Source organism: Algibacter lectus (assembly GCF_900112395.1).
GTDB lineage: Bacteria > Bacteroidota > Bacteroidia > Flavobacteriales > Flavobacteriaceae > Algibacter > Algibacter lectus.
Genome location: NZ_FOLN01000005.1, coordinates 316043 through 333163 on the forward strand (window position 1 = coordinate 316043; position 17121 = coordinate 333163).

Sequence of the window (17121 nt, forward strand, 5' to 3'; positions counted from 1 at the left end):
ATATAACTTATTCTATAATTTAAATTTGTTTTAATTGACCTATTTCAGACTTGAAACAATCATTAACGTAATATTTGAAATTCAACTCATCACGTAATTTCCCCAATTTCTCAAGCTCCTCAACTAATACTGTAGACATTTTTGCCAAGGTAACGTGCGTCATCCCTAACAACTCGTTATAGTGATGTACTTTAGGTGTTTGGGCTACGGAAATAAGAAAGGTATCGGAGAACAACTCGGTCATTCTAGACATTAGCAATAACCCAAGGTTACAATTACGGCAATCGCGATCTACCCATAAAGAGGTACGTTCGTAAACAGAATGCCCTTTTACTTGATGTTCGTGAACAAAAATATGCCCATAAATTCTATCATTTTTTTTCAATATAAAACAGCCATTTTCAGCACGTGTTCTTAACATCTCGACATCTACATAATATAACGTAGCGAGCTCTTTAGATCGTTCTGAAATTAATTCTAACGTTTTATTTGAAAGTTTATAAACAAGCTTTATTTCTATCTCTTCCTCAGAACAATAGGCCTCAGCTTTCTCTATAACACTCTTGATGTCTGCGTTCAATATAGTATCCATTTTACAATACCTTCAAGGTATATTTTTACTTCATTCAAAACCAATAAATGATTTTAAAACAAATGATTAGCTTAAGTATTAAATACTTAAAAAATCTTTAAAAAAATAACGAAAATTGGAAAGCAAATAGCTTTCTTAATTGAAAAGCCCCATGGGGCGAATTTCAGGAATACGCACAACAGTTGTTTTAGTATTTGCTACTAAAACAGAAGAGATAAGAGATATGTTGTTTCCTGTTTTCACTGAATAACTACCTTAACTATTAACTCTAAATCGTCGGCGTGAGCCCCTTTCGTTAATATAAGCCGCAAAATTACAACTAATTATGAATTACACAACATTAAACATAAAAAATAGAGTAGATTTATATTTAATGTTGTGCAATTATATTAATCTGATATTTTTGCTATCAAAAACATTAATAAATTACTATTTCTTGAATAATTCAATAACCTCTTATTTTGCTAAATTGAAATTTCTTGTAGATACATTATCGGCAGATGGAAAATCTGCTGGCAATTCTATTTGAGTCACTTTATTAGTTGCAGCCCACTCTACCCCGCGTTTTAACAAGGTGATAAAACCAACACACTCAAATGATTTTGTATCGTGCCCCAAAGTAGTATGAAATATTCTTCCTTTACCATAATCGACAACCATAGCTACAGGTTCTTTTTGTTCTAGCTCTGGTTTTTTCTTTGTAGATACAGCAGTTGATAAAATGGTTACATTCTCGGCAGGCCCTCTAAGAAACGCATAACATTCATCTGGCGCATGCATCCAAACCTTTGGCATTCCTTTAGTAATTGGATGCTCGGTATTGTAGTTTGTTACGGCAAAAGCCTCTCTTTTACCATGAGTTCCTCCTTTTCCTGGACTATAATCTTTCTTTGGCTTATTGTCTTTATCGACATATAAATAAGGACCATGTTTTTCGGTACGACCACCCCAACCGCCTATAGCAATCATTTCGTTATAAGCTGTCCATTCTGGAAAGCTATTATCAGCAGCATGCACACTAACAAATCCGCCTCCTTTTTTAATATATTTTTCAAACTTCTTTTGAACTTTCTCAGGCCATGATGCTGCTTTGTATCCAAAATTAGAAATTACCACATCGTACTTTGAAAATTTTGGGTTAAAACCAGGATCTGTTTTAGGTTTCCCCTCAATGCCTTCACCTACGTTTGCCAACGCTAACCAATCTTTATTTTCCTCACTATTATTTAAATATTTCGTTCTAGCAATATCTACAGTAAACATACCTGTTTCTTCAAGGTACTGCTTCATCATAATCGTTGATTTTGGCCAAACCGTATGATTATTTTGTCCGTCTACAATGAGTACTTTTATTTTACTTTTAATTGGATTACACGAATAGCTATTGCTAATAAAACAAAGACTAATTAGTAGTACAACAATACGATTTATCATAATTTCTATTTTTTTTTTATAATTCTCTAACCCAAATATTTCTATAACTCACACCGCTATTATCTCTGTGGTCTTGCAACTTAATTGGCGCTTTTCCGTGCGGTTTATTTTTAGGCCACCCAATAAACTGAGTTGTTCCTTTAATTTCATAATGGTCTTGTATTAACACACCATTGTGAAGTACAGTTATTGTGCCGGATTCAGTTTTTTCTCCTGTTTCATTAAACACCGGTGCATGATAAATAATATCATAAACATTCCATTTTCCAGTTTCTGAAGATGCTTTAGCCAACGGAATACCCTGCTTATATATAGAACCAACTTGGCCATTTACATACGTTTCGTTATCATTATTATCTAAAATCTGCACTTCGTACCTGCCTTGAATAAACACGCCACTATTAGAACGACTTTGTCCTTTTCCTTTTATTTCTTCGGAAGATTTCCATTCTATATGAAGTTGCATATCACCAAAATCACGTTTGGTTTGAATATCCCCTGCCTTATTTTTAACAGTCATGCTTTTATCAGGGTTTAAAATCCATTCAACATTTGAAGAATCATCAGAAGATACCCATTCGTCAAAATTCTCACCATTAAATAATACAATCGCATCCGACGGAATTTGAGTCTCCTCATCCACCTCAACAACTTTAGGTTTAGGTTCCCAAACCTCGGTTTCCGAAGGCTTTGTAGGTTCTATTACATCTTCCGAAGTTTCAACCTGTTGTTTAGAATCTACCATTACAAGCCTTTGACTACAAGACGCAAAAACTAAAGCTGTTAAAATAATTAAACCTTTATTCATTAAATTCCGAGTATACTTTTTAAATAAGCTTCATCTGGTTTCGCTCCAGCAAAATCGTCGAAACTACGCTCGGCTGCCTCAATAATATGTTGCTGAATAAACGGAGCGCCTTCTCGAGCACCTTGAGCCGAAGATTTTATACAACATTCCCATTCCATAACCGCCCAAACATCACAATCGTATTTAGTAAGTTTTGTAAAAATACTTTTGAAATCGACTTGGCCGTCACCTAAAGATCTAAAACGACCTGCGCGATCTTGCCAATCCGAATAACCTCCGTAAACCCCTTGTTTTCCAGACATATTAAACTCTGCATCTTTAACATGAAAAGCTTTTATACGCTCGTGGTAATAATCTATAAATTTTAAATAATCTAATTGTTGCAATACAAAATGACTTGGATCGTAAAGAATATTGGCACGTTTATGATTTCCTGTTGCCTCTAAAAAACGCTCGAAAGACACGCCATCGTGCAAATCTTCACCCGGGTGCAGTTCATAACAAATATCAACCCCTTGCTCATCAAAATGATTTAAAATAGGTAACCAACGCTTTGCCAATTCCTTAAAGCCCATTTCCACTAAACCTTGCGGACGCTGTGGCCAAGGGTACATAGTATGCCAAAGTAAAGCACCCGAAAACGACGCGTGAGATTTTAAACCTAACCGCCCACTTGCTGTCCCCGATTTCTTAACAAAATCGATAGCCCATTCCGTTCTTGCTTTTGGGTTTCCTTTTACAGCATCGGGAGCAAAACCATCAAACAAGGTGTCATAAGCTGGGTTTACAGCTACTAATTGCCCTTGTAAATGTGTAGATAATTCTGTTATTTCTAATCCATAAGAATTAACTTTTCCTTTTAAATCATCGCAATACGTTTGACTTTCCGCAGCTATTTCTATATCGATTAATCCCGTTTCCCATGTTGGAATCTGAATCCCTTTATATCCTAAATCTGCAGCCCATTTACATAAGTTATCTAAAGTATTAAATGGCGCCTCACTTCCTGCGAATTGCGCTAAAAAAATTGCTGGTCCTTTTATTGTTTTCATATTTTATCTTATTTTTTTTGGCGTTACCCTAGGGTCGGGCTTTCTCTACTCGCTCCCTTCCGTTGGTCGGGGAGCTTAAACAGGCCGTTCAATCCCTAACGCAGCATCCGCCAATAGTAGTTTATATCGTTATTCTATTTTTGTCCAAGCAGCGTTATTCTTATCACTTTCAACGGCTGCATAAATAAATTGCATACCACGTATGCCATCTTTCACCGTTGGATAATCTGGTTTATCAATAGTTTTACCATTTAAAACAGCCATTAAATGTGTTGCGAAATTTTTATAAATAGTTGCAAAAGCTTCTAAATATCCTTCTGGATGTCCCGCAGGAATACGAGAAACATTTAGAGCTTCTTCATATAAATTATTACCGTTTGGCGTAAATATTTTAACAGGCTCTTCTAACCAATGTGTAATTAATTGGTTCGGATTTTCTTGATGCCATTCCAAACTTCCTTTTTCACCATAAACCTTTATAGCTAAATTATTTTCTTCACCTAAAGCAATTTGCGAAATAGACATGGTTCCCTTTGCTCCGTTTTCCATACGTAGTAATAAATTACCATCGTCATCAAGCACACGGCCTTCTCCAAACTTACCTAAATCTGCAGCAAGTTCTTCAATTTTTAGTCCTGTAATATATTCAGCTAAATTTTCTGCATGCGTTCCAATATCACCTAAAGCACCGCCAATACCCGATTTACTCGGGTCTACTCGCCAAGAGGCCTGTTTCTGTCCGGTTTGCTCTACTGCCGTAGACAACCAACCCTGTAAGTATTGCACTTGTATTTTTCTAATTTTACCCAAATCACCTTTCGCAACCATAGCTCGCGCTTGCTTTACCATCGGGTGCCCCGTGTAATTATGCGTTAAAGCAAAAAGTTTCCCGCTTTTTTCAATTATAGTTTCTAACGCAATAGCTTCGTCTAAAGTTAACGTCATCGGTTTATCGCAAACCACATTAAACCCATTTTCTAAAGCTAATTTTGCAGGAGGAAAATGCATATGGTTTGGTGTTACAATGGAAACAAAATCCATACGAACACCTTCAGGAAGTTCCTTTTCTTTTAAAATCATTTCCTCAAAACTACCATAGCATCTATCTTCAGGAAGGTATAATGCTTTGCCCGATGTTTTAGACTTTTCTTCATTACTACTAAAAGCCCCACAAACTAATTCTATCATGCCATCGATGGCTGCGGCTCTGCGGTGTACATCTCCAATGAATGATCCGGTGCCGCCACCTATCATTCCCATTCTTAATTTTCTTGTCATAACTACTTATGCTTGTTCTGTTTTATTTCTTTTTTTCATATAAAAATTTAAACCTAAAAAGGCCACAATAAGAATTGCTGGCAAAATAGACATGGTTCTTAAAGCTTCAGAAGCATTCGCATCATCCATCAATTTCCCCATAATTGGTAATACTAACGACACAGAAAACATACCTGCTCCACCCATAATTGAAAGTCCAAGCGCTCCTGTTTCTGGTAAATATTCTGCCACAAAGCCCAACATGGTTGGCCAAAAGAATGTAACTCCAATAGCAAAAACTGCTGCTGCAACAAAAGTCATTCCGCCACTAGTTACCGTTAACAACCATAAACCTATAAAAGTAAATATTGCTGAATACAACAACATGCCCGAAGGTTTTAACCTATGTACAACTTGCCCTGCGAACAGTCTCCCTAGAGCCATAATACCGTTGATAAACGCTAATACTAACAGTGGCACTGCAACAGATTCTTTTAAAAGCGATTCTATACGCTGTGTTGTTCCTAACTCTGAAGCCGCCGTTAAAAGCATGCAAAACACCATAAAAATGAATAAAGGTTTCCCAACGCTAGAGAACATTTTTTTATTACTAATTCCCATCTGTACACGCTCGGTAACCGGAAATTCTTGTCCAAAAAACAATACAGCATACAACACTAAAGGTATAAATAACGTTGAAACCATAATTTGCCAACTTAAGCCCATAACATCCATAACAAGCCACCCAATAATGGAACCAATTACGATACCACCAGGGAACCATACATGAAATCTATTTAGCATTTTTGTTTTTTCATTAGTATACATTGATGCTACCATTGGATTTAACGCTGCTTCTACCATACCATTACCGATACCTACAAATAATGTTGCTAGAAATAACGACGTCATTGAATCTGCCATAATAGTCCACACAATTCCGACGGCATGCATAGTAAAAGCAATCCATGTAATTTTTTTAATCCCGAGAAAATCGACTAAAGGTCCTCCAAAAATCATGGCAATTGTAAAACCGAAAAAAGCCGGCGTAAACGCGTAACCAATTTGTTCTAGTGTTAGCCCAACGCCTTCAGGTCCAAAAACAGTTTCTAATCGTGCGCGAATGGCAAATGTCATTGCCGTTGTAATTAATGCTAAACAACTCGCAAGAAAGAGTCGTTTCTTATTAATGTTTTCCATTTTAAAAAATTTAGTTTAGTTTGGTTGGTATAGAAATTACAGACTCTTATTTATCATTACAATACAGAACTGTTCCTTTATAAAATCGTTAACGTTATAAAGTACAGACTTTAAGTATTCGAACAAAAAAGCACAGTAATTTCTACCTAGTGAAAATATAAAATAGAATTTTAAATAGCGTGTATTATTATTCAGTGAAATAATTTAAACACAGTCTACCGCATTTACAGCATACTTTAACCTATAAGTATTAGGCGAGCATTTTTCATGCTTTTTAAAAACCGTTGCAAAGTATTGGCTTGTTGCAAAACCACACATATAGGCTACTTCTGCAATAGTCAACTCGTTGTTTTCTTGAAGGATTTTTTTAGATAAATCCAAACGCTTCATGGTTAGATAGCGCATAGGCGTTACATTGGTTAAGCGCTTGCAATGATGTGTAAACCTTGTTACTCCCACACCTGCGGATTCTGCCATTAGTTCTACAGTCCAATTTTCGGATAAATTATTCACCAATTCATCTAAAAAAAATTTTACGCTTCGTGAACTATCAGTTAGTTTTTCATCTAAAACAACATCGTCTGTATTTAATAAATCGAGTAAAAGGATCAATAAATAATTAACTAACAGTCTTATTTTAGAAGCATTGCTCCCATTTTCATCGGTATTGATCGCCTTGTTAATCCTAAGAAAACAATCGCGAACTGTTTGATCGGTTTTCCAAATAGATTTTTCATTCTGCCTTAAAATAGTAGTTAATCGTCCTAAATCACTCGGTGTTAATGTGATCCAATCTGGCCAAACCCATTCTTGATGAGGCCTTCGCACGCCTAAATCGATAATAACCCAATAGAATTTCCCCATACCAACATATGGGTTTCCTACTTTATGAGCTTCCCACGGACGTGTAATTGTTAAATGATTTGGAGTAAGCAAAACTTCTTTATTTTCCTGAGAATACGGCATGGTGCCCGATTCTAAAAAATGAAACTCAATACCTTCGTTGCGGTGCCAATCTAAACCCCAATCTTGCGGTTCGTTTGCATCCCAATAGCCAATACTGTTTAGCCCCATGGTATTTTCATCCAATCGATCACCAGGATAAGTATGCCTAGCTAAAGCTTTAAACTTTATTTTTTTTCTGTTAAACGCATCAATTAATGGCAAACAAGTATCTGCATGATATACAATACCATCAGCCTCATAAGGCTCAATATTTATTTTGTTTACTTTCACTGAAATTATTTGAACATTAACACCACGCAAAATACACATTTTTTATGAATTAAAAATTTGCCTTTTATTAAAATTGGAACAGGACGTTATTTATTACCAATTGATAGACCTGTTTGAATCCTTTCAGTGATAATATATAAACAGTAATGCGGATTAATTTTATAAATTTGTGTTCAAAAATCAACCAACTATTTTTACTCTCTATAACTTATGAATAGCATTAAATTACTAATATCGTTTTTGATATTGGGCCAAACCTTGTTAATTAACGCACAATCATCTCTTAACGGAACAATTACAGACAGCAACAATAATCCTATATCCGGAGCTACTGTTTTTTTAAACACAGAACCAATACTTTTTAGCATTACAGATACTGAAGGCAAGTATTATTTAACAAATACACCTAAGGGAAATTATATTTTAAGTATTTCGTATTTAGGATTTAAACCTATTAATGATAATGTTAGCTTAAATGGTAATAACACCGAGTTATCATACAATTTAGAGAGCGACTTATTAAGCCTACACACTGTAATTATTACAGGAAATTTCACACCTACAATACAATTAGAATCGAGTACCTCTGTGAGCACTTTAAACACCAAAGACTTAAAACAAATAGTTCCGCAAGGCACTGCAAACTTATTGCAGAACATCCCTGGAACTTTTGTTGATGCTTCTGCCGGAGAAGTTTTCACAAGAGTTTACATGCGTGGTATTTCGGCTGCAGCCGAAGATGATATGGGTTGGTATTACGTATCTTTACAGGAAGATGATTTACCTGTAAGCTTAGTACAACACTCGTACTATGGTCCAGATTTATTTCATCGCGCAGATTTAATGACAGCAAACGTTGAGGCCTTAAGAGGCGGTAGCGCATCCATAACAGCCATGAATGCTCCTGGAGGCGTTTATAATTTTATTTCTAGACAAACAAACTCAAAAGAATTAACTGGTGAAGCACAATTACAAACTGGTATTAAAGGTGAAGGCAATCCTTATTACAGAGCAGATGCTGTTTTAGGTAGCCAATTAGGAAATAATTGGAGTTTTAACGCTGGTGGACATTACAGACATGATGAAGGTGCAAGAAACACAGATTTTACGTTTAGTAAAGGTGGACAATTTAAATTCAACTTAACTAAAGTAAACTCTCGTGGATATTTTAAACTTTACGGAAAATATTTAAACGATTATACTAATAGATATAACGGTGTTGCGGCTACAAACTGGGACAATCCTGAAGCTGCTTTTGGACAAGATTTCAACTCCTCTGCTCTTTTAATGCCTTCTTACAATGCATCGATTCCCGATGGTCGTTATTTAGAAGACGGAAAAACAAATCGTTTTAATCCATCAAAAGGTGTACATGCAAAAGATTTAGCGATTGGATTAGATTTGTTTCAGAGCCTAAACAATAATTGGTCTATTAAAAACAATATGAAATTTTCGACCAAAAATGCAAATTGGCAAACCTCTATCAGTAACGCTTTTGTATCATTAAGCGACCCTACAACGTATTATTTACCAAGTAACGGAAATCCTTTTCCTGTTGGTCAAATTGTTTTTAAAAATACTCGAACAGGAGACGAAATGGCAAGAATTGATAACAGTCCTATTTTTGCAGGAAGCCCAATAAACTATCTAACCGAAAGCACATTACCTAACGATGCCGTTTTAGGAACATCTACTTGGTATAAAGATAACGATGCCGATGAGTTTATGCAGCAATTAACTTTATTGAAAACTTGGGATAACCACGATTTTAGTTTCGGTTTTTCTACAGGTATATCTAATACTTCCGTTTTTACACAAGGTAGTTTTGCGTTTTCTACTTATGAAAATAACCCAACCATGTTAGAGGTTACTTTAGAAAACCCCGGTGAACCGGTTCTATATTTATCTGATGAGCATGGTGTAAGTAACTATGGTGGTTTATTTTTCACAAACAGTCGTGCTGATGTTTTTCAAGCAGCTACGTTTGTTAATGATGTTTGGGCAATTTCAGATAACATCCAATTAGATTTAGGACTTCGTTATGAATCTATATACCATAAAGGCAGTAATGACCGTAGCGCTCCTTTTACACAAAATGGAGGTTTAGATGGAGATGAAACTACTATTTATGATAATAATATTTTACAACCAACAGGTGACCGTGATTCGTTTAATTTTAACTATAATTACTTATCATATTCAGCAGGTTTAAATATCAAATTAACAGAAGATGCTTCTCTATTTGGACGTTATTCTAGAGGAAACAAGGCACCAGAATTAAATTATTATTTCAACAATTTTGCTAACGTACCTATTATTAATGCAGGTGAAGTACAAAAAATAAAACAAGCAGAATTGGGATTGAAATCAGCTTTAAAAGATTTCTCATTTACAACAACACTTTTTTGGAGTGAATTAAAAAACATTGGAGTTTCTAATTTTGAATTTGATGATAGTACAAGCAGTACTTTTTACACACCAATACAGTTTAACAACTCACAAACATTTGGCTTAGAATGGGAAACCATTTACAACCCTATTCAATATTTAACCTTTCGTTTTAATGGTGTTTTACAAAACCCAAAGGCAAGAAAATGGAATATTTATGACGCAGCAGGATCTGTTGATATAGCAGATGATAGTATTATAAACTATTCTGGAAATAGATTACCATTCAACCCGAAATTACTATTTAATCTATCTGCAGAATTTGAGAAAGACAAAGTATCATCTTTCATTAAATGGAAATACACAGGCAAGCGTGAAGGTAACGTAGCCAACGCTTTTCAATTAGCCGCTTACAGTGTTTTCGATGCTGGTATAGGTTACCAAATAAACAAAAACTTAAGCGCTCGCGTATTAGCTAGCAACCTTTTAAACTCTGACGGACTGGCTAACTTTTTTGGAGCAAATTCTTTTGGAGCAAATGCCAATGGAGTAACTCAAGACTACATTAATGACAACCCAGATGCTAGTTTTATTGTAGTTCCTGTTTTACCAAGAAGTACCATGTTAACACTTAATTATGCGTTTTAAGAACCATATTTTGCATATAATAAGCCATATGAACAACGGGTAACAACTAAAAGCAGATACTTTTACGCAAGTCAAAAACAACCAACTTTATATAAACAAATAAGCATATGAAAAACAAACTCCTTTTTCTTTTTGCTATTTCGTTGATAATTTCTTGCGAAAAAGAAGAAACAAAACTGCTAGAAACTGTTAATGAAAAAGAAGAAACACTCAACGCATTACCGTTTACTAATATTGAGTTAGAAGACTTATCAGATTTTAGACCAACTACTAAAAACTGGCAAATAGCCGGAAGTGTAGTGGCTAATAGAAGTAAAGAAAAAACACTTATACCAAATGAGGGCAAAGGCGTTTTAATAAATAAAAACGACCAAGAGCAGAACAAACATATATTTTCCAATTTCGAACATGGTGATATTGAGTTAGAACTTGATGTTATGATGCCAATAAAATCTAATTCTGGCATTTATTTTCAAAGTAGATATGAAATTCAGCTATTTGATAGCTGGGGTGTAGAACATCCTAAATACAATGATATTGGAGGTATTTACCAACGATGGAACAAAGATGCTGAAAAAGGAAAAGAAGGCTACGAAGGACATTCGCCTTTAGTAAATGCCGCCAAGGCCCCTGGTTTATGGCAACATTTAAAAATTATTTTTCATTCACCAAAGTTTAACGAAAAAGGCGAAAAAATTAAAAACGCGTGGTTTGAAGAAGTTAGGTTAAATAATATTTTAATTCAGAAAAACGTAGAGGTTACTGGATCTACTCGTGCTAGCGCTGCAAAAGAAGAAGTGCCTTATGCTCCATTAATGATTCAGGGCGATCATGGACCTGTTGCTTTTAAAAATATAAAATATAAACTTTATGAAGACAAAAAAATTGGCATCGAAAAATCTGAGCTTAAAATTTACGATAATTCTAAAAAGCTTTCTGTTGTAAAAAACATAGAAGATCTTAAACTTCTTGAAACACATACAACAGACTCTATTTCTCCTTTAATGAGGATTGATGTAAGAGATCAAAAAGTATTAAGTTACTCAGGGAAGCTAGACATACCAACATCTGGCGACTATTTATTTGAAGCTGCGGTTAATGGCGGTACGTACTTAATCATTGAGAATGATACTGTAATGAAAATGAACGGCGACTTTGATATGAATACGACACAGTTTAATAAAGTCCATTTAAAAAAAGGCCAAGTTACTTATAACCTAGTATATAACAAACCCATAATATGGCGCCGTGGTTTCGACTTTTTTGTTGAAGGACCAAAAATGCAACGTTATTCATTATTAAAAACAGGAACTACAACTTTAAGCAAGAACAACCCAATAAAGCCAATAACCTTAAACGTGACAGAAAAGCCGCTTACACAACGTAGTTTTTTAAACCACAAAGGTGTTAAACGCTCGCATTGTATATCGGTTGGATTAGTTGAAAAACTGAATTATAGTTTAGATTTAGAAACAGGCACTTTACTCCATGTTTGGAGTGGTGATTTCTTAGATGCTACACAGATGTGGCACTCTCGAGGGGAACATCAACGCGGAGAACCTATGGGCTTTCCCATTTCATTGCATGGCGATTTAGATTTCGCTTCATTAAATTCTAAGAATGACGCATGGCCAAAAGCCTTAGATAACAACCAAACATTTAAACAAATTGGTTATGAATTTAAAAATGAAGGTTTACCCGTGTTTTCATTCGAAATTAATGAAAATGAAATATCACACAGCTTTAAAGCCTCTGCAAAAGCAAAAAGAGGTATAGATCGAATAATTACTTCTGAATCAAAATCTTCAATGTGGCATAAAATTGCAGATGGAGAAAGTATAAAAGCATTAGAAAATAACACGTTTATTATAAACAACGAAAGCTATTATATTGTTTTCCTAGATGGAGAAACGATTAAACCAATTATTAGAGACAGCAATGGAAAAAATGAATTACTTATAGAAATTCCTAAAGGACATTCAACAATAAATTATACTATAATCTGGTAAACTAAAACTTAAAAACATGAAGATTATCAATAAAACAATAGTAATAATAGCCGTCCTTCTAGTAAATCAATTTGGATTTTCTCAAAAAGATAAAATGTTAAACTCAGATCAAGCTAAAAAAGAAGCTGAGTATTATAAAATTGTAGACGTCCCGATACCTAATGATATCAAATTAGAAGTTGGAGGTTTAGCATTAACAGATAAAAACCAACTGGGTGTTTCTACCAGAAGAGGTGAAGTTTGGCTTGTTAACAATCCATATAGCAAAACACCAGTATTTAACAGATTTGCACATGGTATGCACGAAACGCTAGGTTTAGCATATAAAGACAATGGTTTTTATTTAGCACAACGTGGTGAATTAACAAGGCTTGAAGATAAAAACAATGATGGCGTAGCCGATTTATACAAAACGGTTTACTCATGGCCACTTTCCGGGAATTATCATGAATATTCATATGGTCCAAAGTTTGACAAAAAAGGCGACATGATATTAACGCTAAACGTATCATGGTACAAAGGCGGAAAAAGTTTTGCTAAATGGAGAGGCTGGCTTGTAAAGGTTACTACAGAAGGAGAATTCACACCTCTAGCTGCTGGACTTAGGTCTCCAGCTGGGTTTGCAATTAATGATAATAACGATATTTTCTATACAGAAAACCAAGGTGACTGGGTAGGCTCTGGACGTATGTCGCATTTAGAAATAGGTGATTTTGCAGGACATGCAGAAAGTTTAAAATGGACAGACGAACCAAACTCACCATTAAAATTAAAACCAGAGGATATTGAAAAACAATCTGGACTTTCAATGTATGATTATGCTAAAAAAGAAAAGGCATTAAAATCTGCCGCAATTTGGTTTCCGCACACCATATTAGGTATATCGACCTCAGATATTTTATACGACACTACTAATGGTAAATTTGGTCCGTTTGAAGGCCAACAATTTGTAGGAGATCAAGGGCATAGTAAAATTATGCGTGTTTACATGGAAAAGGTAAATGGTGTATACCAAGGCGCTGCTTTTGGTTTTGTTGAAGGTTTTTCTTCTGGAGTTTTAAGGATGATTTGGGGTAAAGACAACAATATGTTTGTTGGTATGACGAGTCGTGGTTGGGCATCTACAGGAAAAAAAGCCTATGGATTACAACGTTTAGTTTGGAGCGGTAAAACACCTTTTGAAATTAAAACGATGAAAGCGCTTGATGACGGTTTTGAATTTGAATTCACCAAGCCTATCAACAAAAAATTAGCTGAAGATCTTTCGAACTATAAGATGTCTACGTTTACATACAAATATCATGATACTTACGGTAGCCCAATTGTAGATCAACAAAAATCTATGGTTCATAAAGCTGAAATTTCCGCTGATGGTTTGAAAGTAAAATTAACGGTTCACGGCATGCGTTTAGGTTTTATTCATCAAATAGAAATGCCTAAACTAAAATCTGCATCTGGAGAATTATTATTACACAATACGGGCTATTACACTTTAAACCAAGTACCTGGTGGAGAATTAAAATCGCCACAAATGCATATAGCTAAAACGTCTAACAAAAAGGTAGACCAACCTAAGCGAGTTAATACCATGCCGTCTTCATGGGGAGAACATGGAGCAGATGAAAAAGTGGTTATTGGTACAATTCCTGGATTAAAATATGATACAGAAGAAATCACTATAAACCGAAATAGCAAAATACAACTTACCCTGAATAATAATGACGACATGATACACAATGTGGTTATCACCAAACCAGGTAAAGAAACACCACTTAAAATTGGAGAAATGGCTCTTAACCTTGGGTTAGATGGTCCAGATTTAAATTATGTTCCGTTTAGCGACTTAGTTTTATTTCATTCTGGAACTGTTGGACCTGAAAGTAACGAAACTATCTACTTTACATCTCCTAGTGAACCCGGTGAGTATTGGATTGTTTGTACCTTCCCCGGTCATTCATTTACTATGAGAACTAAGTTGATTGTAAAATAAAAACTTAATTTTATATAAAAAAGCCTCAGAGTTAAACTATAGTTTAACTCTGAGGCTTTTTTTTTATTTTTATTACAGGATTAAAAACACAACACCTCTGTAACTCACTAATAATCAAAATAAATTTTAATTTTTATATTGAATTTATTATTATTATTCAAACAAACAAAAAAGCTGGATTCTCATCCAACTTTTTTTGTCCACTATATTAAAAAATTTAATTACTCTTTATAAAGTTCTTCTAAAGTCCAATAATCTTCTCGATCTTTTGATTGTGCTCTAGCGTTTCTAACAACTTTTTTATCTACATTATCTTCATCATTCATTGCTCTAACATAACTCAATACATTTGCAATCCACTCATCACTATTATCTTTTAAAGGCATCATGATACCATATTCTTTCCCTTCAATTGGGCCAATAAGTCCGTTTAATAAAATTTTACTCAGTACACCTTTATCTCCAATTACCCTACCACTACCAATTAAGGATGGCGCTATAAGACCACTATCTTCCGTAGGCAAACCTTTTAAATCGGCACCATGACAGGTAATACATAGTTGTTTATAAGAGTCATAACCCTTCGTAATACTCAACCTTGCCCCTAAACTTCTTCCAGAAATTCGCTTTTTAAGTTGCGCTAACTGAGAGTCATCTTTCTTTAAACTTTCAACAACAGCATGAGAGATAATTTCGTGACTCTCATATTTTTCATTAATGGTTTTAAGTAATTCTGTAGCCTTTTTATCTTTACTGTAGCGTAAACTCAAAGCCAATTGATTTACTACGTTTACATCAACATCAGAAATTAATTTTTCCAAATCTTGAAGAATATCCGTATCTCCAGCTTTCATGAAATTCTCACTTAGTCTTATCGCTGTAAGTCTTACACGATAATCTTCATCTTGTAATTTTTCAGTAATTAAGGTTTTATCAATATTATCCAAACCTTCTAGTGTCCAAAGTGCAGTGACGCGCTCCAAACCAAAATCTTTATCACTATTAAACAAGCCATCGATAAAAGATTTGTTATCTCTAGCTAAAGCCTGTAATTCTGGAATAACAGACTCATCACCTCTTAAAACAATTAATTTCTGAGCCGTATTTCTGTACCAACCATTAGGATGACCTAAATATTCTATTAATTCTGAAGCTTTCTTCCCTATTAAATTAGGTTTTTTATCAAGTTCAATATCTTCATGCACAATTCTATAAATTCTACCTTTACCAATATTTTTATCTAACCCTTTGCGCTCAATAACAGGTCTTAAAAAACTTCCTTTTTTAGTCCAATTACTTTCTTGAATAATACCACGATACATATCTACAATATAAAGCGCACCATCCGGACCTGTTTTAGCTTGTAATGGTCTAAAATTCAAATCTGTAGATGCCATAAACTCAGCTTTATCGTAAGCGTTATAAACTACCTTTTTACCATTTTCATTTTTTATTTTTGCTCTACGAATTAATCTACCTACAGGCTCAGGAATAAAAAGATCACCATATAAACTAGGAGGTAATTTATGCCCTCTATAAATTTCTTGTCCTGCAGTTCCTGTAAAATGGTTAAGGGTACCATCTTCTCTTAATCTTTTTGGACCTCCTTGAACATCTGGAGTACCAACTACTGGCCAAGGTTCTACAAAACCTTCTGCCAGTCTACCTTTTGCATTAAACTCTCCATATACTGGTGGCTGTTGAAATCCGTAAGCCGGATTTTCACTACCCGCAGAAGAGTAATACATATTCCCTAAATCATCTTGAGTTAGTCCCCATTGCCCTCTATTAGGCATATTTTCTAAAGAGTCTACCTCTACTTTCCCATTACTCTTAAACTTAAATCGAATAGGATTATACGTTGTATATAACCAGTTATCTAAATTCCAAATTAAACCACTTTGTTGGTGTTCTAAATTTCCACCACGACGATTTGGGTTATAATAAACGCGTTCTTTCTTATCGGCTACACCATCTCCATTGGTATCTTTATAGCTCCATAAATCATACGAAAATGTCTCATTAACAATCAATTCATTTTCAAGGGGTAAAATCATTCGTGGTAATAATAAACTATCAATAAAAACAGTGCTTTTATCCATTTTACCATCACCATCTAAATCCTCAAGCATTTTGATTTTACTAATCGATCTGTTAGTTCCTGTTCCATCTACATCTTGCATGTAAGTATTCATTTCAGCAACATACATACGGCCATTTCCATCCCACGCAATGGTTACAGGCTCATCAATCATCGGTTCGCTTGCAACAAGCTCTACTCTATAGCCTTCTGGTAGATAAAAAGTTTTCATACTTTCTTCTGGTGAAAGAAATTGTGAAGATGCTTCTTTAACTATTTCTGGTTTTTCGTAAATTTTATCGACATACTCCTTTTTCTCACAATTGTAAAAAGATAATAAAACGAGTAATGACGAACTAATTTTTTTAATTTTCATGTTGGTTAGTTTTTTTTATTGGAAACATAGCATCTTGGATAATGTTATGCT

At 34.7% G+C, this 17121-nt stretch carries 11 protein-coding genes; 3 read left to right on the forward strand and 8 right to left on the reverse strand.

What is annotated here, in order from left to right; translation table 11 throughout:
- Nucleotides 1-19 precede the first annotated feature (19 nt).
- The 7 genes from BM246_RS11275 to BM246_RS11305 form a co-directional block, all read right to left on the reverse strand.
- Nucleotides 20-592, reverse strand: a complete 573-nt coding sequence (locus BM246_RS11275) for a GNAT family N-acetyltransferase (protein WP_042495904.1) — start codon at nucleotides 590-592, stop codon at nucleotides 20-22.
- Between the two features lie 456 nt (nucleotides 593-1048).
- Nucleotides 1049-2026 (reverse strand): ThuA domain-containing protein, encoded by a 978-nt coding sequence (locus BM246_RS11280; protein WP_074937942.1) that lies wholly within the window; start codon nucleotides 2024-2026, stop codon nucleotides 1049-1051.
- Nucleotides 2027-2042: 16 nt separating this feature from the next.
- On the reverse strand, nucleotides 2043-2834 hold the full coding sequence (locus tag BM246_RS11285) for a 3-keto-disaccharide hydrolase (protein WP_074937944.1): 792 nt from the start codon (nucleotides 2832-2834) through the stop codon (nucleotides 2043-2045).
- Nucleotides 2834-3886 (reverse strand): sugar phosphate isomerase/epimerase family protein, encoded by a 1053-nt coding sequence (locus BM246_RS11290; protein WP_074937946.1) that lies wholly within the window; start codon nucleotides 3884-3886, stop codon nucleotides 2834-2836. Before BM246_RS11290 ends, BM246_RS11285 begins: the two co-directional genes overlap by 1 nt.
- Before the next feature lie 129 nt (nucleotides 3887-4015).
- Nucleotides 4016-5164 (reverse strand): Gfo/Idh/MocA family protein, encoded by a 1149-nt coding sequence (locus BM246_RS11295; protein WP_074937948.1) that lies wholly within the window; start codon nucleotides 5162-5164, stop codon nucleotides 4016-4018.
- Nucleotides 5165-5170: 6 nt separating this feature from the next.
- The gene (locus tag BM246_RS11300) at nucleotides 5171-6343 is read right to left on the reverse strand and encodes an MFS transporter (RefSeq protein WP_074937950.1); all 1173 of its coding nucleotides are present in this window, start codon (nucleotides 6341-6343) and stop codon (nucleotides 5171-5173) included.
- A gap of 204 nt (nucleotides 6344-6547) precedes the next feature.
- Complete coding sequence (locus BM246_RS11305) at nucleotides 6548-7579, reverse strand: helix-turn-helix transcriptional regulator (RefSeq protein WP_074938002.1); 1032 nt, start codon at nucleotides 7577-7579, stop codon at nucleotides 6548-6550.
- A gap of 210 nt (nucleotides 7580-7789) precedes the next feature.
- On the opposite strand from BM246_RS11305, the gene BM246_RS11310 reads away from it, so the two are divergent.
- The 3 genes from BM246_RS11310 (at nucleotide 7790) to BM246_RS11320 (ending at nucleotide 14614) form a co-directional block, all read left to right on the forward strand.
- The gene (locus tag BM246_RS11310) at nucleotides 7790-10615 is read left to right on the forward strand and encodes a TonB-dependent receptor (RefSeq protein WP_074937951.1); all 2826 of its coding nucleotides are present in this window, start codon (nucleotides 7790-7792) and stop codon (nucleotides 10613-10615) included.
- A gap of 107 nt (nucleotides 10616-10722) precedes the next feature.
- Nucleotides 10723-12624 carry a 3-keto-disaccharide hydrolase gene (locus BM246_RS11315; RefSeq protein WP_074937953.1) on the forward strand — a complete coding sequence of 634 codons (1902 nt, stop codon included), beginning with the start codon at nucleotides 10723-10725 and terminating at the stop codon, nucleotides 12622-12624.
- A 16-nt stretch (nucleotides 12625-12640) separates the two neighbouring features.
- Nucleotides 12641-14614, forward strand: a complete 1974-nt coding sequence (locus BM246_RS11320) for an auracyanin family protein (protein ID WP_074937955.1) — start codon at nucleotides 12641-12643, stop codon at nucleotides 14612-14614.
- Between the two features lie 221 nt (nucleotides 14615-14835).
- Here BM246_RS11320 and BM246_RS11325 read toward each other — a convergent pair whose 3' ends face one another.
- The gene (locus tag BM246_RS11325) at nucleotides 14836-17070 is read right to left on the reverse strand and encodes a DUF7133 domain-containing protein (RefSeq protein ID WP_074937957.1); all 2235 of its coding nucleotides are present in this window, start codon (nucleotides 17068-17070) and stop codon (nucleotides 14836-14838) included.
- Nucleotides 17071-17121: the final 51 nt, after the last annotated feature.